Genomic DNA, 21,398 nt, shown 5'->3' with positions numbered 1-21,398 from the left:
CCGGTTAAGCGAGGTAGCAGGTGATCGTGCGTCGACTGACTGCAATCCGTCGGCGCCCAACTCTAGGCGAGACGCCAACCGCTTCTCGCGGCGCAGCGGAGACCGACGAGAGAAATCCCGGGTGAGCGTGCGAACAATCTGCGAAAAGTTCAACCAGGACCCGCCGAGAATCGGTGTCCTCGCCATGCTCGGGGACACCTGGGGGACACCTGGCGCAACCAGCGGGGCCTGGCCTCAGCCCACGTCCACCACGAGGACGAAGGCGGCGAGACCACTGGAAGCGTTCCCACGAATGGCTCAAGTTGCTCGCGATCTCGTCGCACTCCGCCACGACCCAGCCGGACGTCACCGCGGAGCGGGTGCCGAATTGTATCCGACTCATCGGGCAGATGCGTGCGCCTCGAAGTCATCGGCCGAGATCCTCGACTCGATCCATCCTCGACACCCCTGAGGTGAACGGATTCCACGAGACCGAGTGCCACAGGTGGGGCGTGCCGCCTCTGCTCTCGTGTTCCGAGGGAAGCGCCGATACAGCTCCCGTCCGACTCGACAACGCACCAGCCATGAGCTCACGCGACGAGATGGACCTCGATCATTCTCTGGCACTTCACAGCTGTGCGAACTGGCTGAGCGGGTTCTCGATCGACCCGGCCACGTGCCGCAGGAAGCCCGCCGCATACCCGCCGTCGCAGACACGGTGATCGAACACGAGGGACAGCTGTGCGATACGGCGGGGGACGATCGCGCCGTCGACCACCCACGGCTTCTCGATCATGCGGCCGATGCCGAGGATCGCGACCTCGGGGTGGTTGATGATCGCTGCGGAGCCGTCGACGCCGAGGGAGCCGTAGTTGTTGAGCGTGAACGTCGATCCGCGCAGCCGCTCCGGGGCGGTCCGTCCCGCCCGGGCGGTCTCGGTCAGCGCGCGCAGCTGCGCATCGAGTTCGCGAACCGAAAGAGCGTCGGCACGAGGGATGTGGGGCACCATGAGCCCTCGATCGGTGTCCGCCGCGATGCCCAGGTTGATGCCGTCGAAGGTGATGAGCTCGTCCCGCGACGGGCCGAGCTGTGCGGCGAGGAGCGGGTACTCGGCGAGGGCCAGCAGGACGAAACGCGCGACGAGGGCGGTCAGCGACGGCGGGCGCTCGTCGCCGCGCGCCATCTGCGGACGCAGCTCCCACAGCATCGTGGCGTCGACGTCGACCCACACCGTCGCCTCGGGGATCTCGGCACGGCTCGCGCTCATCTTCGCGCTCACCGCCCGGCGCAGCATCGAGAACGGCTCGCGTCCGACGATCTGCAGGCCGTCGGGGACGGCGGCGCTGCCGGGGACGGCGGCGGTGCTCGCGACCGCGGCGGGAGCTCCGCCCGCTGCCCCGACCACGTCCGCACGCGTGATCACGCCGCCGGGACCCGTGCCGGTGATGGTCGTGACGTCGAGCCCGAGGTCGCGGGCCAGCCGCCGGATGAGCGGCGAGCGCACCGCGACCGCGTGCGCGCCGGACTGCGGCGCCGCCCCTGCCGTGGTCGCCGGGGCCGTCGCGGGCACCACAGCCGCCGCGGGCACCACAGCCGACGCCACAGCCGGCACGGCCGTCGTGGTGGCAGCGCTGCGCGAGGTCGCCGCCGCACGCGCCGAGCGCCGGCGTCGCGCCGGCGTCGAGTGCCCGGACGTGCCGTACCCGATCAGGACGTTGCCGGAGCCTGCACGCTCCTCCTCCCGGTAGGTCTCGATCTCCGTGGTGTCCTCGGCGCCTGCCGTCATGTCGGCGGACGCCGAGGAGTCTTCGGAGGGGACCGCATCCGCAGCGACTTCGAGGACGAGGTCCCCGACGGGAATGAGGTCGCCGGGCGTTCCGTGCAGGGCAGTGATCAGGCCTGCGAACGGCGTCGGGAGCTCGACGATGCTCTTGGCGGTCTCGACCTCGGCGATCGCCTGGTCGACCGTCACGAGGTCCCCGACGGTGACCAGCCACTGCACGAGGGCTGCTTCGGTGAGCCCCTCGCCCAGGTCGGGGAGACGGAACTGTTGGGTCTGCAACGTCATGGTCACGCGTCCTCCCAGTTGAGCGAGTCGATCGCGTCGAGCACCCGGTCGACGTCGGGCAGGAAGTAGCGCTCGAGTTTCGGCGGTGCGAACGGCACGTCGAACCCTGTGACGCGGCGCACCGGCGCGGCCAGGTACTGGAAGCAGTGCTCGCCCACACGGGCGGCGAGCTCGGAGGCAACGCTGGCGAACCCGGACGCTTCGGCGACGATGACCGCCCGGCCCGTCGTCCGCACCGCGGCGAAGATCGTCTCGTCGTCGCACGGGGTGAGCGTGCGGACGTCGACGACCTGGACGCTGCGCCCCTCGCTCTCGGCCACGGCCGCGGCATCCAGGGCGATCCCGACGGAAGTCCCGTACGAGATCAGAGTGACGTCGGTCCCCTGGCGGGCCACGGTGGCGCGACCGATCGAGGTCGTGCGGGTGACGTCGACCTCGCCCTTGCCCCAATACAGCTTCTTCGGCTCCAGGAACACGACGGGGTCGGGATGGGCGATCGCGGCGCGCAGCAGGCTGTAGGCGTCCTGCGGCGTCGAGGGGCACACGACGGTCAGGCCCGCCGTGTGTGCGTAGTAGGCCTCGGAGGAGTCGCAGTGGTGCTCGACGCCGCCGATCCCGCCGCCGAACGGCACGCGGATCACGATGGGCACGCGCACCGCGCCCCGCGTGCGGTTGCCGAGCTTCGCGGCATGGCTGACCACCTGCTCGAACGCCGGGTAGGCGAACGCGTCGAACTGCATCTCGACGACGGGGCGCATGCCGTTCATGGCCATGCCGATCGCCGTCCCGACGATCCCGGACTCGGCCAGCGGCGTGTCGAAGCAGCGGGTCTCGCCGAAGCGGGCGGTGAGGCCGTCCGTGACGCGGAACACGCCGCCGAGCGCCCCCACGTCCTCGCCGAACACGAGCACGCTGTCGTCGGCGGCCATCGCGTCGGCCAGTGCGCGGTTCAGCGCCGCGGCCATCGTCATCGTCTCGATGGGGGCGATCGTCGCCGCCTCCACGCGCATGTCCAGCATGGTCATCGTTCGATCCCCTCGTTCCGCTCCAGCTCATCCCGCAGCTGCTGCCATTGACGCTCCAGATGCGGGGGACGCTCCGCGAACACGTACCGGAACAGGTCCTCAGGGTCCGGCTCGACCTCGGTGTTCATCGCGGCCCGAAGCTGCGCGGCTGTCTCCTCCGCGGCATCCGCGATCTCCGCGTCCAGTTCCTCGTCGAGCAGTCCCACCGCCTGCAGGTGGGTGCGCACCCGGACGAGCGGATCGCGGGCCACCCACGCCGCGACTTCGTCGCGACCACGGTAGCGGGTGTCGTCGTCGGCGTTCGTGTGGGCCTGCATCCGGTACGTGTGGGCCTCGATGAGCGACGGCCCCTCTCCCGCCCTGGCACGATCCACCGCGTCCCCGACCACGCTCAGCACGGCTGCGACGTCGTTGCCGTCGACCCGCTGGCCGCGGATGCCGTACCCGATCGCCTTGTGCGCGAGCGACGCGGCCGCTGTCTGGCGGGACAGCGGAACGGAGATCGCGAACTCGTTGTTCTGCACGAGGAACACCACCGGGACTCGGAACACGGCGGCGAAGTTGAGCGCCTCGTGGAAGTCGCCCTCGCTGGTCGCACCGTCACCGCACAGCGCCATGACCACCGTGGGTTCGCCGCGGAGCTTCGCGGCGTGGGCGACGCCGACGGCGTGGAGCAGTTGAGTGGCCAGCGGCGTCGCCTGCGGCGCGACCCGATACCGTTGGGGGTCGTAGCCGGAGTGCCAGTCTCCACGCAGGAGCACGAGCGCCTCCGCCGGGCTCACTCCTCGCGTCATCACGGCCACCGAGTCGCGATAGGTCGGGAACAGCCAGTCCTGATCGCTCAGCACAAGCGATGCCGCCACCTGACAGGCCTCCTGGCCGTGCGACGACGGATACACCGCGAGACGCCCCTGGCGGACGAGGGCATAACACTGGTCGTTGACGCGACGACCCGTGACGAGCGCGCGATACGCGCCGAGCAGCGCCTCATCGTCGGGCCGTTCGTAGGCGTCGTCGGCGTGGACGACACCATCGGCATCGAGAAGGGATACCGGCTGCTCGCGGGGCAGCAGCGTCTCTGCGATCGCTGTCACGGGGGTCTCCTTGCATGTCACCACATCGTCGGGATGGACGAGACTTTCCTAGAATGCGACACGACAAGCCGGATTGGCGAACCGTGGGCCAAGTGCGAGACACTCTTATCAAATACCCCCGAACTTCGACGCGATCGTCTCCTCGTACACGAACAAAGGCGGCAGAACATGTCTCGAGACCTGGACGATGTCGACCGGGCCATCCTCGTCGCGCTGCGGCGCGACGCGCGCGCCTCAATCAACGAGGTCGCCCGCGAGGCGGCCGTGTCACGGGCGAACGCCTACGGACGCATCAAGCGCATGACGGATGCCGGCGTCATCGTCGGCTACCGGGTGCAGACAGACCCGGTGAGCGAAGGCTTCCACTCCTCCGCGTATGTGGCGCTCTGGGTCGACCAGGTTCAGTGGCAGGAGATCCGGGCGAGCCTTCTCGACATGCCCGAGGTCGAGCATGTCGCGCTCGTCGGCGGCGAGTTCGACGTCCTGGTGCTCGTGCGCGCACTCGACAACCGTGATCTGCGGCGCATCGTCCTCGAGCGCATCCAGTCGCTGTCGGGCGTCAACACGACGCGTACGTTCCTGGTCTTCGAGGATCACCCGTCAGGGGCGACGCCAACTCGGTAGTCGCTCCGCGTGAGCGGCTGAACGGTCGTCGCATACAGTTCGAACCGCGCGCGCTCCGGCTCGACGCGGAGACCCGTGAGCGTGTCCTGACGGAGCCGCACGAGCGCCGACGGACCGCACAGGAATGATTCGTCGACGCCCGGCGGCGGAATGTGTGGATGAAGGATCTCCCTCAGCCTGGCTTCGAGACCGGGATGCGGTCGGGGTGGATGGTGTCAGTGGCCGGTGAGGTCGAGGGCGGCTGTGACGATGGCCTCGGGTCCGATGCCGTGCAAGCGATAGAGCTCTTGCAGGGTGCCGGTCTGTCCGAACTCCGTCACCCCCAGATTGACGCTCGGCACCCCGCGGATGGCAGCGACGAACGCGAGGGTGTGCGGATGCCCGTCCAGCACCGTCACGACGGGGGTCACGCGCGAGGCGGGGAAGACCTGCTCGAGGAGGGCGGGATCTCCGTCGCCGCGCCCGCCGCGCGCTCGCGCGGCACGGTAGAGGCGGTCGGCGCTCGTGACGCAGACGACGTCCGCGTCGATTCCCTGGGCAGCGAGACGGTCCGCGGCGACGAGCACTTCGCGCATGAGCGCCCCCATTCCGACGAGCGTCACGGCGGGTCGTTCGACGCGACGCAGCGCGTAGGCCCCGCCCACGACCTGTCGTCGACGCCGCTCCCGCGCGGCCGGATCGGACGGCACAGCAGCGAGCGACTGGTCCAGAGAGCGGGAAGTGAGCCGGAAGTAGCTCGAAGATCCGCCGGGGCGGCCGAGCCGGGAGAGCGCCTCGAGCATGCACCATTCGAAGTCCTGCACGAACGCGGGCTCGAACGCGACGACCCCGGGCTGCTCGATGCCCACCGATGGTGTGATGATCGACTGGTGCGCGCCGCCTTCCGCCGCGAGGGTCACACCGGATGGGGTCCCCACGAGGATGGACTGGCCGCCTCCGTAGACGCCAAAGGACCACGGTTCGAGCGCTCGTGTGACGAACGGGTCGTAGAGGGTGCCGATGGGCAGGAGCGGTTCGCCCCAGCGGCTCCACGTCGCCCCCAGTTCGCCGAGGAGCGAGACGAGGTTCACCTCCGCGATGCCGAGCTCGATGTGCTGCCCGCTGGGCCGTTCGTCCCAATGGAGGATGGTCTCCGTGTCGTCGGCGAACCAGTCCCGCTTCTGGGTCGGAGACCACACCCCCGCCTTGTTGACCCACCCGCCGAGGTTCGTGCTGGATGCCACGTCTGGAGCGACGGTCACGACACGTCTCGCCGCGTCCGGGGCGAGGCGCGTGAGATCGAGAAGAAGGCGGCCGAGGGCCTGCTGGGTTGAGGCGTGCCCCGTGACCGCGCGGCCGAAGTCCTGCGGGATCCTCGGCGTGACGGATTCGATCGCGGGGGTCCGTCGCAGACGCCGCGCGACGTCGACGCAGAGGGCTGCCGCATCCGTCCCATCCGCGAACCGGCGCCACGGATCGGCGAGATTCTCCCCGAGCTCGTTCGCCAGCCGGGCGAGCTGATCGGGCTTGAGCAGAGCGGAATGGTTCTGCGGGTGGCCCGCCGTCGCCAGGCCGTTACCCTTGATCGTGTACGCGAAGATGACCGTAGGCCTCGTGTCGTCGATCGCGCGAAACGCGTCGACGAGGCTCGGGATGTCGTGTCCGGCGAGTCCGTGGATGACCTTCGTCACCTCCGCGTCGTCGAGACCGTCGAGGAGGTCGCGGATGGCGACAGCGCCCTCTCCCGCCCCGGGAAGGCGGTCGCGCAACTCGGATGCCGAGCAGCGCAGCAGCCGCTGATACTCCGGGTTCGACATCTCGTCGATGCGGCGCTCGAGGTGGTGCCCGCCGGGGCTCTCGAAGAGATCGGTGAGGAGTCGCCCATATTTCAGCGTGAGCACCTGCCAGCCCGCGGCGTGGAACATCGCCTGCAGACGCGTCGCCGAGATGTTCGGCACGACGCGGTCGAGGGACTGCCGATTGAAGTCGACGATCCAGACGAGTTCGCCGAGCTCACCCACGGTCTGGTCGAGGACGGCCTCCCAGACCGCACCCTCATCGAGCTCGGCATCCCCGACGAGGCTGTACTGGCGACCCGCGCTGCGCGGGGAGCCCGCCGTGTCGGCGGCGTAGCGCCGCGCGACAGCCCCCCACACCGGGGCGGTCGCGCCGATACCGACCGACCCGGTCGAATAGTCGACAGTGTCGGGGTCTTTCGTGCGACTGGGATAGCTCTGCAGTCCGTGCAAGCCCCGCAGCGTGCCCAGCTGCTCCGCGTCGAGCTCGCCCAGCAGGTAGTTGATCGCGTGCAGCACGGGCGAAGCGTGCGGCTTGACCGACACCCTGTCATCGGCGGTGAGCGTTGTGAACCACAGCGCCGTCATGATCGTCGCGATCGAGGCACTGGACGCCTGGTGCCCGCCGACCTTGAGCCCATCCGGGTCCTTGCGATCCGGGGCGTTGGCAGCGTCGATCATTGCCGTCGCGAGCCAGAGCACCTTGCGCTCGACCTCCACCAGAACGGCCTCGTCGAGCCCGGAGCCCTCGTCAACCCCATCGCACTGCGTCAACAACTCCTCCATCGACTCTCCTTCAGGGGCGGCCTCGCCCCTCCGTGCACTACCCCGGCGAATCCAGGATCAGGTGGCGTTTGCTTCCCGTTCGACGATCTGCCCTGCCTGCACGACCGTCTCGAGGTTCTCCGCGAACGCCGCGAGGTTCCACGCGTCGCCGCCGAGAACCAGGAGATCGGCGGCCTTCCCGGCTGTCACGGTGCCGATCTCGTCACTCAGGCGGAGCAGTTCCGCAGCGCCCGACGTCGCTGCCACAAGCGCCTCCTCCGGAGACATCCCGGCGTCGATGAGAAAGACGAGTTCGCGCGACGCCTGTCCGTGCGGGAACACTCCCGCGTCGGTGCCCATCGCGATACGCACGCCCGCCGCGTGCGCGCGGGCGATCGCTGCACGATGCACCTCGACCACCGATCGCGCCTTCACCTCCATCTCCGGCGTCACGCGCATCCCGGCGTCTATAGACTCGATGAGTGCCGCAGGCGCGAGCAGCGTCGGCACAAGCCACGCACCCGTCTCCAGGAACAGCTCGATGCATTCGTCGTCGAGAAAGATGCCGTGCTCGATCGAGCGCACTCCGGCCCGCAGCGCGTTCTTGATGCCGGCGGCGCCCTGCGCATGCGCGAGCACATCCTTGCCGGCTGCCCGCGCCTCCTCGACGCAGACGACGAGCTCGTCGAGCGAGAACTGCGAGTGGCGGGGGTCGTCGCGCGTCGACATGACCCCGCCGGTCGCGCACACCTTGATGGTGTCGGCGCCCGCGCGGAGCAACTCGCGAACGCGCTGGCGCATGCCCTCCACCCCGTCGACCACGCAATCGGGGCGACCGGGATGAGGAACCAAGAGCCGCTGGTGGTCGCCGTGAACATTCCAGCCGTCGACATGACCACCGGTCTGACTGAGCACCGAGATGGAGATGAGCGCCCTCGGGCCGGCGATCATACCCCGCTCAAGCGCCGTCTTGACTCCGAGGTCGATGCCGCCGGCATCCCGGATCGTCGTGATGCCGGACGCGAGGATCGTCCTGAGGTTCCGCTCCGCCTCGAAGAACTGCAGCGAGAAGGGCTGCTGCTGACTCGCGACGACGTCCATTCCATCGAACTGCGCATGCGCATGGGCGTCGATGAGACCGGGGATGATGAGCTTCCCGGTGACGTCGTGGATGTCGTCACCGGTGAGACCGGGGGCGACCTCGACGATCCGGCCGCCCTCGATCGCGACGTCCGCAAGGAGCGCCGGTGCGCCCGTGCCGTCGAAGACCTCGCCACCCGCGAAGACGGTGCGCGTCATCGCACGAAGTCCTCGACGGGCGTGAAGTCGACGTCGTAGCCGAATCGCCGTGGACCGGAGAGCTTGAGACCCTCGGGCGAGCGCCAGCGCGCGTCGCACGGGAGGCCGATGATGGCGACGCGGAACCCGTAGCGGATCTCCTCCGCGGGGATCGGTTCGCCCGAGTCGAGCTCCAGCGCCATGATGAGGTCGGGGCTCGTCGCGATGATCGTTCCATCGCGTTCGGCCATCAGATTCTCGTTCTGGAAGTGGACGACCATCTCGCGGCCCTTGTCGTCGTTCAGTCCGCTGATCTCGGCGCGGCCGATCGTCCACCCGCCCTCGTTGCGCCGTTCGACGTGTTCGACCTTGCCTTCGAACAGCAGGATGCCGTTCTGGCTGTCGATGACGGCATCCACAGCGGAACGGTGGTCTGCGCGAGCCTCGCGGATCGCACGGCCGACGTCGGCCGCGGCGCTCAGCACACCCCGCACGAGCCAGGCCTTGGCCTGCGCTCCGGTCATCGGATACAGCGCCAGCGTCGTGTTCGCCCCGCTCGTCACCACGGCGGCCCGGGCGATCAGCTCGACCCATGCGTTGTCGTCGCAGTTGAGGAACATGTTGTTGCCGTGCTCGTCGACCATCACGAGTGGGGTCGCCTTGCCGCCGTACAGCGTCGGAGTCACCATCTCGAGGTGGGGGTAGGCGCGCCCCATGCCATCGGCATCGATCACGGGCACGCCGACGACGGCTGCCGTCGCGAATGGAGTGACCGCGTTGAGCCCGCCCGCCTCCGCGGGGCACACGTAGTCGTACTTCTTGCCGGTGTGCTTCTCAAGCTCACGCAGCACCCTGTCGTACTCGTGCGCGCGCGGCACCTTCTCGGTCAGGACTCCCGGCGCGCCCATGCCCGCGATGAACACAACGTTCGCGTCATCGGGCACTTCTTCGACGTCGACGAGCGGCACGGGGCCGAAGCGACGGATCGCATCGCGCGCGAGGAGCTTTCCGATGTACGGATCGCCGCCGCCGCCGGCGCCGAAGATCGTGGAGCCGAGGGTGATGTCATCGAGGGCTGCCTCGTCGATGAGTCGCATGTCAGTTGCCTTTCTTGAGTGCGATGAACGGTCCGACGGCCTTCACGCGGGCGTGCACGGCCGTGCCTCCGGGAAGGTGAGTGAGCGGGACCTCCTCCGCCTCGATGATCCGGACATGCTCGGCGTCCGCGCCGGCTTCCACGGCCCGGGCGACTGCGAGTTCCTTCGCCTCCTCGAGCACCTGTGCACGGGTCTTCCCCTCGAGGCTGTAGACGCTGTCGACTTCTCCGCCCGCCTCCGCGTAGGAGGCGCCGACTGCGTTGGCGACGCCGGCGTTCTCCGGGATGATCATCCCCTCGAGGCCGCCGATGGCCTTGAGCAGCGGCGCGCCGCCGCCGACGGCGATGATGGGCACGTCTCCCGAAGTGAGCTTGGCCTTCTCCACCGCCCTGACGAGCATCTCGCGGACGACGTCGAGACCGCGTCTGACGGTATCGGGATCCAACCCGGTGACCAGGTGGGGGTCGCCGATGGGATCCGCGCCGGCGGCCACGCCAATGTCCGTGAAGGTCGTCGTCCCGCCTCCGAAGACGAGAGCCTCGGTTCCGATGCGGTACCCGACGCTCTGCGGCCCGACGGTCGCACCGTCGTCCGAGATGATCGTGCCACCGCCGAGCGCGAGCGAGAGCACGTCCGGGATTCGGAAATTGCTTCGCACTCCAGCCAGGCTCATGGCGATCGTCGACTCACGTGGGAACCCGTGCCGCAGCATGCCGATGTCCGATGTGGTGCCTCCCACATCGATCACGACGCCGTCGGTGATGCCCGCGAGCAGCGCTGCTCCGCGCATCGAGTTCGTCGGCCCGGAGGCGATCGTGAAGATCGGGAAGAGCCGCGCGCGCTCCAGCGTCATGACGGTGCCGTCGTTCTGCGACAGCAGAATCGGCGCGGTGATGCCGACGCCGCCGACCACGCGCTCGAGTCCGCTGATCACGCGATCCGCCAGATCTCGCAGCGCTGCGTTCAGGATCGTGGCGTTCTCGCGCTCGAGGAGACCCACACGGCCGACGAGCGCCGATCGCGTGATGGTGGACTCGGGCAACTCCTCTTCGAGGATCTCCGCCGCGCGGATCTCGGGGTCCGCGTTGACCGAGGAGAACACCGAGCTGAGCGCGACGTGGCGGATGCCCGCCGCGCGGATCTTCCCAGCTACTTCGCGCAGACCCTTCTCGTCGAGCTCGTTGAGCAGTCGGCCGTCGAACTGGGATCCTCCACGAACGACGTGGAAGTTGTCGCCGATCACCGGCAGCAGGCGGTCCGGCCAGTCGATCGTCGGCAGGAGGGACTGTGGCGGGGTCGCGATCCGGACGGCCGCGACCGTCGCGAGGTCCTTGCCCTGCGCGATGGCGTTGATGAAGTGGGTGGTTCCGATGAAGACCGCATCCACCTGGGCGACGTCGATCGCCGACAGCACTTCGATGAGGGCGTTCAAGATGCCGGTCGTGACGTCCTCGGTTGTCGTCGCCTTGGTCGCGGCGACGACCGTGTCGCCGTCGAGGACGGCGGCGTCGGTGTTGGTGCCGCCGACGTCGATGCCGATGCGCAGGCCCATAGTTTCTCCTGTCGTGGTTGGGGTGAGCGGATGTCAGTCTTTGCGCGTGCGGTCGAGCGCGACGGCGAGGATGAGCACGAGACCGGAGGCGGTGCCTTGCCAGAACGAGCTGATGCCCGCCGCGTACAGCAGACTGTTCAGTACGCCGAGGAAGAGCACGCCGACGAGCGTGCGGGTCGCGCTGCCATAGCCGCCGGAGAAGCGTGTGCCGCCCAACAGGACCGCTGACAGCGCCACGAGCTCCATCCCGGACCCGGCGGTGGTTTGCGCCGAACCGAGGGTTCCGACCGTCAGGATGCCTGCGACGGATGCCGCGAACGCGCTGATCGCGAACGAGATGATGACGACGCGCGCGACCGGGATGCCAGCAAGTCGTGCGGTCTCGGGGCTCGCACCGACGGCGTATAGTGCCCGGCCGAACCCGGTGCCGCGCAGGACAAGGGTCGCGACGACGAACACGACGAGAGCAATGATGACGAGATTGGGGACGATGCCGACGTAGCCGTTGGACAGGGTCTGCAGCCAGCTGATGTCGACGTTCTGGCTCTGGCCGCCGAGCAGAACCTGCACCTGGCTGCGCAGGATGGAGTAGAGACCGAGTGTCACGATGAGGAAGGAGATCCTCACCTTCGTGATGATGATGCCCTGCAGAGCGCCGATGAGCGTCCCGATGATGATGGAGAGTGCCACGGCTGGCACCGCGGGCATAGTCGTCGAGAGTACGGCGAGGATGGCGCCGGAGAGGCCGACCATCGAGCCGACGGTGAGGTCGGCGGCGCGACCGAGAACGACGAATGTCTCGCCGATCGCGACGATCAACAGCACCGACGAGAACGTGAGGATGTTGAAGAAGTTCGTCACCGACCGGAAGCTCGGGAAGAGGACGAGGCCGATGATGATGAGGACGACGAGCGCCGCGGGAAGCATGATGTCCGTGGTGTGCGCGCGGACGTACTGTCCGGGCCCTCGGCGGGTAGACATCAGAGTCGTGGTGTCGATCATCACAGCTGTCCGTTTCGAGTCGGGTCGTTCTCAGTCAGATGGGGGATGTCCTGCTCGGCCGACGCGCCGTCGTCGAGACCCGATGCCAAGGCCACCAGTCGCGCATATGGGGTGTCGGCGGGCACGTCCGCGACGACGCGGCCGTCCACCATCACGTAGAGCCGGGATGCGATCTCCTGGAGCTCCTCGAATTCGGAGCTGACCACGAGAACGCCGCCGCCGCGCAGGACGAAATCGCGCATGAGGTCGTGGATCGCGGCTCGACCGGCGCGGTCTACGCCCTGGGTGGGCTCGTCGGCGACCAACAGCCGTGGTTCGTTCATGAGTTCCCGTGCGATCACGACGCGCTGCGCGTTGCCGCCGCTGAGCGCGGTGACCTCGACGCTCTGAGACGGCGTCTTGATCCCGAATCGATCGATGGCCCGCTGCGTCGCGGACTTGCTCGGGCTGAATCTTGTGACGCTGGCGAGGCTGCGGCGAACGAGATCGCCCACTTCGATGTTCATCGCAACCGAGAGCGGCGGAAAGAGGCCTTCGTTCAGGCGGTCCTCGGGGATATACGCGATGCCCGCCCGACGCGCCGCACGCGCCGAACGCGGCGGGCGTCCACCACGGAAGCGCACGCCCTGCGGATCCCCCAGAACCCCGGCGACGAGCTTGCACAGACGAGTGCGACCGCTTCCTGCCATGCCGACGAGCCCCACGATCTCGCCGGAGCGCACCGACAGGTCGGACACCTCCAGCCCAGAGTGCGACCGATCGGTTGTGACGCTGAGCACGTCCTCGCCGAGGACCGGTGCGTCGGTCGGGCGCTCGTGGGCTGAGACGGCCACTCCACGGCCTGCGGCCAGCGAATCGATGATCTCCTCGATGGACACGTCCGCGACAGCGGCGTCCAGTTTCAGCTTCCCGTCGACGAGCACCGCGACACGATCGGCGAGGCGGACGATGTCGCGTAGCCGATGACTGACGATCACGACCGCTCCCCCTCTCGCGGTCACTCCACGCGTGATCTGCTCGACCAGTTCGACGCCCCGGTCACCGAGAACGGCTGTCGGCTCATCGAGCGCGAGCACGTGAGGGTCTGTCAGCATCCCGCGTGCAAGACCCAGCACCGCGCGATCCGCTTTGCGGAGTTCGCCTGCGGGGATGTCCGGGTCGACGTGCGGCAGCACCTCGCGGACGCGATCACGGGCCGAGGCTCGCGTCGCGCGATTCGGCGCCGGACGCCACAGATGGGTCTGACCGACGATCAGGTTCTCCCACGCCGGCAGCGTGGGTGCCATCAAGGGCTCCTGCGGTACAAGCGCGACGCCCGCCGCGAGGGCGGCCGCCGGCCGGTCGAAGACGATGTCCCCGTCCGGGCCGACGACCGATCCTGATGTCGGTCGGCGCTGGCCCGTCAGCACGCTCAGAAGCGTTGTCTTCCCGGAGCCGTTGGCACCGACGATGGCGAGCACCTCCCCGGGATTGATGTCGAGTGTGACCTGGTCGAGAGCCCGGTTCCCGGGATACTCCACCGTCACGTCGCGGAGTCCGATCAATGTCGACACGGAACTCAGCCCATGGGGATCTTGACGTAGTTGACGAGCTGCTCCGGCGACTTCCACTCGGATACGTTGTCCTTGGTCACCATGCACTTCTCCGCGGACGGGGAAGGGATCTGCTCGGACTTCGTGTACGTCTTCCGGCCGGTGATCTCAGCGACGATGGCCGTCGCCAGCAGCTCGCCCATCTGCACAGGCTGGATGTCGCACGTGCCGAGCAAATCGCCCGCCTTGATCGCATTGATCGCGTCGATCGTGGCGTTCCGGCTTGTGAACAGGATGTTCTTGCCAGCCTGCTTCGCGACGGCGATGGCCCCGAGAACCGTCTCGTCGTTGTATACGAACACGCCCTTGACATCGGGATTCTGCTGCAAGATGCCCTGCATGACCGTCTTGCCGCCATTGGCATCGTCCGTGAGATTCCGCTGCTGCTCGACGTTGCCCACGATGGTCATGCCGGCCTCCTGAAGCGCCTTGGTCGCGCCGGCCACCTCGTCGTTGACGTTGATGACGTTCGGGCCGCTGATGATGGCGACCTTGTCCCCCTTCTGCAGTTGCGACGCGAGGTACTTCGCCGACGTGTAGCCCTGCTGGTTGTCATACAACGCGATGAAGGCGTTGACATCGAAGGACGGCTTGCCGAATGCTGCGAAGACCGGGATCTTCGCCGTCATCGCCTGCTCGACCTGAGGTCGCGAGGCGGTCGGGTCGAGCATGAAATACGCGATCGCCGCGGGGTTGCTCTGGATGGCGCGCGTGATCGCCTGGGACTGGGCGCCGATGTCGAGCTGCCCTGTCGTCGGGTCGACGGCGAGCGAGCGGGTCATCTTCACGCCGTTCTTCGAGAAGACCGAGTTCATGCCCTGCGCGACGGCGACGGTCGTCGGGTTCGAGTCGATGACATCGGCGTACCAGACCGACTTCCCCGAGGCGCCCGCCGCGCTCGAACTGTCGCCGGCCGTGGTCTCGGGCCCCGTGCAGGCCGTCAGCACCAATGCGAGCGCGCTGGCGGCGGTCGCCGCGGCAAGGAGGAGTGACTTCTTCATGGCGTTCCTAGGTTCGGGAGATGGAACAGGACAGTCAGCAGATGCTGATGCTGCATCGCACGTCGTCGTGCGTCACAACTGTCCCAGCTTGGCCCAAATCCTTCTCGAATGGAAGAGGAACGTCAAAAATACTTTGTATCTGTATGGTGTCGAATGTTTGATCCGACGCGTTTGTAATGTTTCTGGAGGGCTGGGCTACTCCGCGATCGTGTCACGCTCGTCATCGTCGGAGGTGAGCAGCCGGGCGGTCAGTGACTCCAGCGGGATGCCGCCGAGTCCGAATGTCGTCTCCATCCGGGAGACGTTCGGCAGCTGCCAGAGGCGATCGAGGAGGAGCTCGCGCACGTGCGCATGGTCGCGCAGACGGAAGCGCGCGATCATGTCGTAGCGACCGGCGAGGACCGTGAGGTCCTCCAACTCCTCGATCGCACGCAGCGCGTCCGTCGTCGGTTCGATGTCGTTGCCCGTGTCCAGGACGATGAGGACGAAGACGAGCACGCTGTACCCGAGACGGTCCCAATCGATCGCTGCCGCGTACCCTTTGATGACGCCCAGCCGCTCGAGACGCGCGACGCGCTCAGCGACTGCGGGTGCCGACATCTGAACGTTGCGGGCCAGCGCGCGATGCGACAGCCTCGCATCCGCCGATAGCTCCAGGAGGATCGCGCGGTCGATCGCGTCGATCGCCACCGATTCGGCAGGCCGCTCGACCAGCCGCGAAAGGGCCGCCGTGTTCCTGTACTTCTTCGCCACTTCGCCTCCTCGGGCGCTCTGCCCGCGGTCAGTGTAGCCGCGACCCGGCGGACTCACTTCGCGCCGTACCAGGCGAGATACCGCTCAAGGCCGATGCGCAGGGTCTCCCGGCTGCTCGCGAGCGAGACGCGCAGCCGGTCGGCCGCGACCGCGCCGAACGCGGTGCCCGGTGCCATCGCCACGCCGTGATCGATCAGTTCCAGAGCCGCGTCGCGCGCGTCCCGCCCACCCGGGACGGGAAGGAGCGCATAGAACGCGCCGGCGGGCGGTTCGATTCGGATCCCGGCTGCATCCAGTTGCGCGACCAGGAGGTCACGACGCGCGCGGTACTCGTCGCGCATCTCCGACACGGCGCCCTGTGGCCCCTCGAGTGCCGAGAGCGCACCCACTTGCACGATTGGCGAGAGACAGGACGTGGTCGCCTCCTGCGCGTAGGCGAAGCGCGTCGACATCTCGGGCGGCACCAGCAGATAGCCGACACGCCACCCCGTCATCGCGTAGGTCTTGGAGAAGCTGAACGCTGCGATCACCGCATCCGGTTCGAGGAAGGCGGCCCCCGCAGATCTGCCCTCGTAGATCAGCTCGTCGTATACCTCGTCGGATACGACCATGATTCCGCGCGAACGCGCGCGGGCGACGATCTCGGCGACGAGCGCTCGCGGCATCACCGCGCCGGTGGGGTTCCCCGGAGAGTTCAGGACCAGCACGCGCGTGCGGTCGTCGGCGAGCGCGAACAGGGTATCGACGTCCGGCAGCCAGCCGTTCTCTGCGCGCAGCGAGTACGCGAGCGGACGTGCGCCGAGCTCGCGCGCGACGTTGACGTAGTTCGGCCACGCAGGGTCGGGCACGAGGATCGAGTCGCCCGCCCGCAACAGCAGAGAGAACGCCAGCGCGATGCCCTGGGCTGCGCCGTGCGTGACGATGATGCGAGCGGGGTCGACCTCGCTGCCATACCGGCGGGTGAGGGACTTCGCGATCGCGACCCGCAGTTCGGGGACGCCTGCCCCCTGGACGTAGCCGACCGGGGCGATGCAGGCCCTCACACCGGCCTCCGCGATGTGCATCGCACAGGGGGAATCCGGTTCCCCGACCTCCAAGCGCGCGATGTCCTCGCGCCCCATCGCGAGCTCCATGATCTCCCGGATGCCGGAGCCGCCGGAGCGTGCCGAGGTCGCCGCTGATGCCGCGACGGTCGTCTTCGCCATGGAACCCCCTGAGTTCGAACGTGAAGTATGAACGCCTACAACTTTACGTTCAATAAGTCGTGTTCCAACAGAGATTTCATTTGAACTCCACCGTGATGCGTACCGTCGATCGGAGTAGACATGAGCGGCGCCCCGAGGATCGGCCCGTCGTTGCTGCGCGACGACGTCGGCGCCCCGCGTGGATGTGCTGCTCGTATGGCCGGTCGATCGTCAGATGTCGGTGCGGCCGCCGGCATCACCGCGTCCGCTCAGCCTGCATCCAGGGGCTTTCCATCCCTTCGCGTGGCTTCGCCGTCCGTGTTTGATCGGGGGACCTGTCGACGTCAGGAAGCGATCCGGACGACGATCTTGCCCATCACTCCGCCCTCGATGAGCCGTGAAAACCCGCGCGGCGCCTCGTCGATGCCGATGACCTCGGCGACCGGGGGACGGATGCCGTGCGTCGTCACGAACCGCAGCATCCGGGTGAACTCGTCGAACGTGCAGCCGGTGGAGCCGACGACCGAGAGCTGGTTGAAGAACACGCGGGCCAGATCTGCCGAGGGCATCGCCCCACTGGTGGCGCCGGCGATGACCACCGCGCCCCCACGGCGCAGGACGCGCAGCGAGTGGGCCCAGGTCGCTTCCCCCACTGTCTCGATAACCAGATCGACGAGCTCGGGCAGCCGCGCCCCCGTCTCGAGGGCGATCGCACCGAGCGACGCGGCGAACGCGCGGCCCGCCTCGGTCCTGCTCGTCGCGTAGACCTCCGCGCCGGCCGCCCGCGCGAGGAGGATCGCCGCGCTGGAGACGCCGCCTGCGGCGCCCTGGACGAGAACGCGCTGTCCCGGCACGAGGCGTCCGCGCGTGAACAGCATGCGATACGCGGTCCCGAAGGTGACGGGCAGGGCCGCCGCCTCCTCGAACGACAGGAACTCGGGCTTGGGCGCCAGATGCCCGCGAGGGACGGCCACCTTCTCGGCGAGGGTCCCGTCCACGGTCTCCGACAGGAGGCCCCGCGCAGGGTCGAACGTGATGTCGCCGAACCCGGCATCCGGATCGCCGAGGGTCGGGTAGATGACGACGGGGTTCCCGGCCTCGTCCCAGCCGGCGGCATCGCAGCCGAGCGTGATCGGGATGCGCTCCGCGGGGTGCCCGACGCCGCGCAGCGTCCACACGTCGTGCGGGTTGAGGGCCGCCGCGGCGACCCGCACCATCGTCCACCCCGCAGGCGGAATCGGCTCCGGGACGTCCTCCAGGCGCAGACCGCTCAGCGGCTCGTCGTAGTCCTGGGAGACCGCGCGCACGGCCCGCATGTCAGACCGTCTCGATCAGCATCGAGACGCCCTGGCCCACGCCGACGCAGAGCGTCGCGAGGCCGAGCGCCGCATCCTCGCGCTCCATCCGGCCGAGGAGCGTCACGACGATCCGGGCGCCGCTAGATCCCAGCGGATGACCCAGCGCGATCGCGCCGCCGTCCGCGTTCGTCCGTGCCTCGTCGAGTCCGAGACGGCGGATGACGGCCAGGGATTGGGCTGCGAAGGCCTCGTTGAGCTCGATCGCGCCGATGTCGCCGAGCGACACGCCCGCGCGGGCGAGGAGCTTCTCGGTCGCCGGGACCGGCCCGACGCCCATGATCTGCGGCGGCACGCCGGCCGAAGCCGCCCCGACGATGCGCGCGCGCGGCACGAGCCCGTACCGGCGGACCGCGTCCGCCGAGGCGACGACAACCGCGGACGCGCCGTCGTTGAGCGTGCTGGAGTTGCCCGCGGTCACCACCGACCCGCCGCGCACGACGGGGCGCAGGGCGGCGAGCACCTCCGCGGAGGTCTCCCGTCGCGGCCCCTCGTCGACGTCGACGATGCGCGGCTCGCCGCGCGACGGCACCGGCACGGGGACGATCTCGTCGACGAAGCGGCCGCCGTCGATGGCGGCGATCGCGCGGCGCTGCGAGCGCAGGGCGAAGTCGTCGGCATCCTCCCGGGAGATCCGGTCGCGCCGCGCGACCTGCTCCGCCGTCTCGGGCATCGAGAAGGTCGTCCCCTCCTGGGCCGCGAACACCGGGTTCACGAACCGCCAGCCGAGCGACGTGTCGAACGCCTCGCCGGGCTTGCCCCACGCCCGGTCGGGCTTGGCGGTCACCCACGGCGCACGGGTCATCGACTCGACGCCGCCGGCGACGACGACATCCGCTTCCCCCGCCCGCACCGCCTGCGCGGCGTTCGCGATCGCTGTCAGCCCGGAGGCGCACAGCCGGTTTACGGTGTAGCCGGGCACGGAGTCCGGCAGCCCCGCGAGGAGGAGCGCCATGCGGGCGACGTTGCGGTTCTCCTCGCCCGCGCCGTTGGCGTTGCCGAGGATCACCTCGTCGATGTGCGCGGCCTCCACGCCCGCCCGCCGCACGGCCTCGCCCACGACGAGGGCGGCCAGGTCGTCCGGACGCACGCCGCTCAGCGCGCCGCCGTAGCGGCCCACCGGGGTGCGGACGCCGCCCACGAGATACACGTCGGTCATGTCATCCTTCTTCCGTCTTCAGGAGAACGCCGAGAGGCCCGTGATGGCGCGCCCGATGAGCAGTTCCTGGATCTGCGCCGTGCCCTCGTAGGTGTGCACGACCTCCATGTCGGTCAGGTGACGCGCCACATGGAAGTCGAGGAGCAGCCCGTTGCCGCCGAGGAGGTCGCGCGCCTGCTGGCAGATGCGGCGGGCCTTGTCGGCGGTGGCGAGCTTCGTGATCGAGGCCATCGTGCCGGTCCACGTCCCCTCGGCCTGCAGCTCCGCCATGCGGTGGCACATCAGCTGGATGGCGGACAGCTCCGCCACCATCTGCGCCAGCGTCGACTGCACGAGCTGGAACCGGGCGATCGGTCCGCCGAACTGCTCCCGCCGCGACGCGTAGGCGGCGGCGATCTCGAAGGCGGCGAGGGCGTGGCCGAGCGACTCCCACGACGCCCCGCCGCGTGTGCGCTCGAGCACGCGGCCCGCGTCACGGAACGAGTTCGCGCCGGGCAGGCGGTCGGATTCGGGGATGCGCAGCCCGTCGATGCGGATGTCCGGCTGCAGGATGGCGCGCTTGCCGATCTTGCCGGTGATCACCTGCGCGTCGTACCCCGCGGGGAAGCCCTCGTCGGGCTCGCGGTGCATCACGAACGCCTTCACCTTGCCGTCGGCCTCGTCCCGCGCCCAGATGACGACGACGTGCGCGTAGCTCGCGTTGCCGATCCAGCGCTTGGAGCCTTGCAACACCCATTCGTCGCCTTCGCGGCGCGCCGTGGTCTCGAGGCCCACCGAGTCGGATCCGTGCGCCGCCTCGGTCAGCGCGAAGGCGCCGATGAGCTCGAGTGCCGCCATCCGCGGCAGCCAGCGCTGCTTCTGCTCCTCGCTGCCGAGGAGGGCGATCGTGCCCATCGTGAGGTTCGACTGGACGCCCATGAACGTGTTGAGGGAGCCGTCGCCGCGCGCGAGCTCGGTGGTCACGATGCCGGCCTGCAGCGGCGTGAGCCCGGGGCAGCCGTAGCCCTCGATCTGCGACCCGACGACCCCCAGCTCCGCGAACGCGGGAAGGACCTCGAACGGGAACTCCGCGCGCTCCCAGTAGTGGTTGATGACCGGCAGCACGCTGTCCTCGACGAACCCGCGCACCTTCGCCCGGAGCGCGAGTTCGGCGGGGCCGAGCCGGTCGTCGAGCCGGAAGAAGTCGGTGTCGCGCGCGTCGGCGATTCCCTCGGCGAGGGCGGCGACGAACGGATCATCGAGAGTCATAGTCGTACCATCCCTTGCCTGTCTTGCGGCCGTAGTCGCCCTTCTCGTACAACGCGACGAGCGCGGGGTGCGGCAGCTCGGCCTCGTCGCCGGTCTGTTCGTACACCGCGATCTTGTTGCGGTATGCAACGTCATTGCCGACGAGATCCATGAGCTCGAACGGCCCCATCGGGTGCCCGAGCGCCTCTCGCGCGGCGGCGTCGATGTCCTGGTAACTCGCGATGCCGTCGCCGTACATGCGCAGCGCCTCCTCGCGGATGGCCCACAGCAGCCGGTTCGCGACGAACCCGGGGATTTCCCGGTTCAGCACGACCGGGGTCTTCCCGAGCCGCTCCGCGAGTGCGGTGGTCGTCGCCACCGTGGCGTCGCTCGTCTCCGGGCCGCGCACGACCTCGACGGCCCGCATGACCAGCGGCGGCATGAAGAAGTGCAGATTGCACACCCGATCCGCGCGCCCGGACGCGTCGGCGAGCTCCGAGGACGGGATCGTCGACGAGTTCGTCGCGAGGATCGCGTGCGCCGGGGCCGCAGCGCCGAGCCGTGCGAACAGCTCGCGCTTGATGTCGATCCGCTCGATGGCCGCCTCGATGACGTAGTCGGCCGCGGCCGCCGCGGTCTCCAGCTCGGTCGTGAATCGCAGCCGCGCGAACGCGGCATCCACGTCCTCCTGCGTGCGGCGTCCCTTCGCGACCTGTCCCGCGAGGCGGTCCCGCAGCTGCGCCTCGGCGCGCGGGAGCTGCTCGGCGGAGACGTCCTGCACCGTCGTGTCGATGCCGGCGAGAGCCGCGACCATGCCGATCTGCGAGCCCATCGCGCCCGCGCCGACCACGAGGATCCGCTCCACCAT

17 protein-coding genes are annotated in these 21,398 nt (G+C 68.9%); 1 reads left to right on the top strand and 16 read right to left on the bottom strand.

Translation table 11 applies throughout. The features are described from left to right. Positions 1 to 607 precede the first annotated feature (607 nt). Genes QSV35_RS05100 through pdhA form a run of 3 tightly spaced genes read right to left on the bottom strand, consistent with a single transcriptional unit; the run spans position 608 to position 4,166 of the window. Positions 608 to 2,047 (bottom strand): dihydrolipoamide acetyltransferase family protein, encoded by a 1,440-nt coding sequence (locus tag QSV35_RS05100; RefSeq protein WP_286287821.1) that lies wholly within the window; start codon positions 2,045 to 2,047, stop codon positions 608 to 610. 2 nt (positions 2,048 to 2,049) lie between these two features. Then, positions 2,050 to 3,072, bottom strand: coding sequence for an alpha-ketoacid dehydrogenase subunit beta (locus tag QSV35_RS05095; RefSeq protein WP_286287336.1), 1,023 nt, complete (start codon positions 3,070 to 3,072; stop codon positions 2,050 to 2,052). Further along, positions 3,069 to 4,166, bottom strand: a complete 1,098-nt coding sequence (gene pdhA, locus QSV35_RS05090; protein ID WP_286287334.1) for a pyruvate dehydrogenase (acetyl-transferring) E1 component subunit alpha — start codon at positions 4,164 to 4,166, stop codon at positions 3,069 to 3,071. The genes QSV35_RS05095 and pdhA overlap by 4 nt, the downstream gene beginning before the upstream one ends. Before the next feature lie 168 nt (positions 4,167 to 4,334). Here pdhA and QSV35_RS05085 point away from each other — a divergent pair, with 168 nt between their 5' ends. Further along, on the top strand, positions 4,335 to 4,790 hold the full coding sequence (locus tag QSV35_RS05085; RefSeq protein WP_286287333.1) for an Lrp/AsnC family transcriptional regulator: 456 nt from the start codon (positions 4,335 to 4,337) through the stop codon (positions 4,788 to 4,790). Positions 4,791 to 5,005: 215 nt separating this feature from the next. On the opposite strand, the gene QSV35_RS05080 is transcribed toward QSV35_RS05085, so the two are convergent. The 13 genes from QSV35_RS05080 to QSV35_RS05020 all read right to left on the bottom strand — a co-directional run bounded on the left by QSV35_RS05080 (position 5,006) and on the right by QSV35_RS05020 (position 21,398). Continuing rightward, positions 5,006 to 7,351, bottom strand: coding sequence for a transketolase-like TK C-terminal-containing protein (locus tag QSV35_RS05080; protein WP_286287331.1), 2,346 nt, complete (start codon positions 7,349 to 7,351; stop codon positions 5,006 to 5,008). 57 nt (positions 7,352 to 7,408) lie between these two features. Further along, the gene (locus QSV35_RS05075; protein WP_286287329.1) at positions 7,409 to 8,629 is read right to left on the bottom strand and encodes a metal-dependent hydrolase family protein; all 1,221 of its coding nucleotides are present in this window, start codon (positions 8,627 to 8,629) and stop codon (positions 7,409 to 7,411) included. After that, a complete protein-coding gene (locus tag QSV35_RS05070; RefSeq protein WP_286287327.1) occupies positions 8,626 to 9,705 on the bottom strand; it encodes a DUF917 domain-containing protein in 1,080 nt (359 codons plus the stop codon). The genes QSV35_RS05075 and QSV35_RS05070 overlap by 4 nt, the downstream gene beginning before the upstream one ends. Position 9,706: 1 nt before the next feature. Then, the gene (locus tag QSV35_RS05065; RefSeq protein WP_286287325.1) at positions 9,707 to 11,257 is read right to left on the bottom strand and encodes a hydantoinase/oxoprolinase N-terminal domain-containing protein; all 1,551 of its coding nucleotides are present in this window, start codon (positions 11,255 to 11,257) and stop codon (positions 9,707 to 9,709) included. A 33-nt stretch (positions 11,258 to 11,290) separates the two neighbouring features. Next, positions 11,291 to 12,238 (bottom strand): ABC transporter permease, encoded by a 948-nt coding sequence (locus tag QSV35_RS05060; protein WP_286287323.1) that lies wholly within the window; start codon positions 12,236 to 12,238, stop codon positions 11,291 to 11,293. 20 nt (positions 12,239 to 12,258) lie between these two features. Beyond that, the gene (locus QSV35_RS05055) at positions 12,259 to 13,812 is read right to left on the bottom strand and encodes an ATP-binding cassette domain-containing protein (protein WP_286287321.1); all 1,554 of its coding nucleotides are present in this window, start codon (positions 13,810 to 13,812) and stop codon (positions 12,259 to 12,261) included. A 5-nt stretch (positions 13,813 to 13,817) separates the two neighbouring features. After that, positions 13,818 to 14,852, bottom strand: coding sequence for a sugar ABC transporter substrate-binding protein (locus tag QSV35_RS05050; protein WP_286287320.1), 1,035 nt, complete (start codon positions 14,850 to 14,852; stop codon positions 13,818 to 13,820). A 195-nt stretch (positions 14,853 to 15,047) separates the two neighbouring features. Continuing rightward, complete coding sequence (locus QSV35_RS05045; RefSeq protein ID WP_286287318.1) at positions 15,048 to 15,605, bottom strand: Lrp/AsnC family transcriptional regulator; 558 nt, start codon at positions 15,603 to 15,605, stop codon at positions 15,048 to 15,050. Positions 15,606 to 15,658: 53 nt separating this feature from the next. After that, entirely contained in the window at positions 15,659 to 16,810 is a 1,152-nt protein-coding gene (locus tag QSV35_RS05040; protein WP_286287317.1) for a pyridoxal phosphate-dependent aminotransferase, read from the bottom strand. Positions 16,811 to 17,133: 323 nt separating this feature from the next. Further along, the gene (locus QSV35_RS05035) at positions 17,134 to 18,105 is read right to left on the bottom strand and encodes a zinc-binding dehydrogenase (protein ID WP_286287315.1); all 972 of its coding nucleotides are present in this window, start codon (positions 18,103 to 18,105) and stop codon (positions 17,134 to 17,136) included. A 1-nt stretch (position 18,106) separates the two neighbouring features. Continuing rightward, on the bottom strand, positions 18,107 to 19,303 hold the full coding sequence (locus QSV35_RS05030) for a thiolase family protein (protein ID WP_286287313.1): 1,197 nt from the start codon (positions 19,301 to 19,303) through the stop codon (positions 18,107 to 18,109). Between the two features lie 18 nt (positions 19,304 to 19,321). Continuing rightward, the gene (locus tag QSV35_RS05025; protein ID WP_286287311.1) at positions 19,322 to 20,551 is read right to left on the bottom strand and encodes an acyl-CoA dehydrogenase family protein; all 1,230 of its coding nucleotides are present in this window, start codon (positions 20,549 to 20,551) and stop codon (positions 19,322 to 19,324) included. Then, on the bottom strand, positions 20,538 to 21,398 hold the full coding sequence (locus QSV35_RS05020) for a 3-hydroxyacyl-CoA dehydrogenase family protein (RefSeq protein WP_286287309.1): 861 nt from the start codon (positions 21,396 to 21,398) through the stop codon (positions 20,538 to 20,540). The genes QSV35_RS05025 and QSV35_RS05020 overlap by 14 nt, the downstream gene beginning before the upstream one ends.

The organism is Microbacterium candidum (assembly GCF_030315975.1).
GTDB classification, from domain to species: domain Bacteria; phylum Actinomycetota; class Actinomycetes; order Actinomycetales; family Microbacteriaceae; genus Microbacterium; species Microbacterium candidum.
Note: the sequence above shows the minus strand (reverse complement) of the source record. Positions and strands in the feature narration are given on the sequence as shown.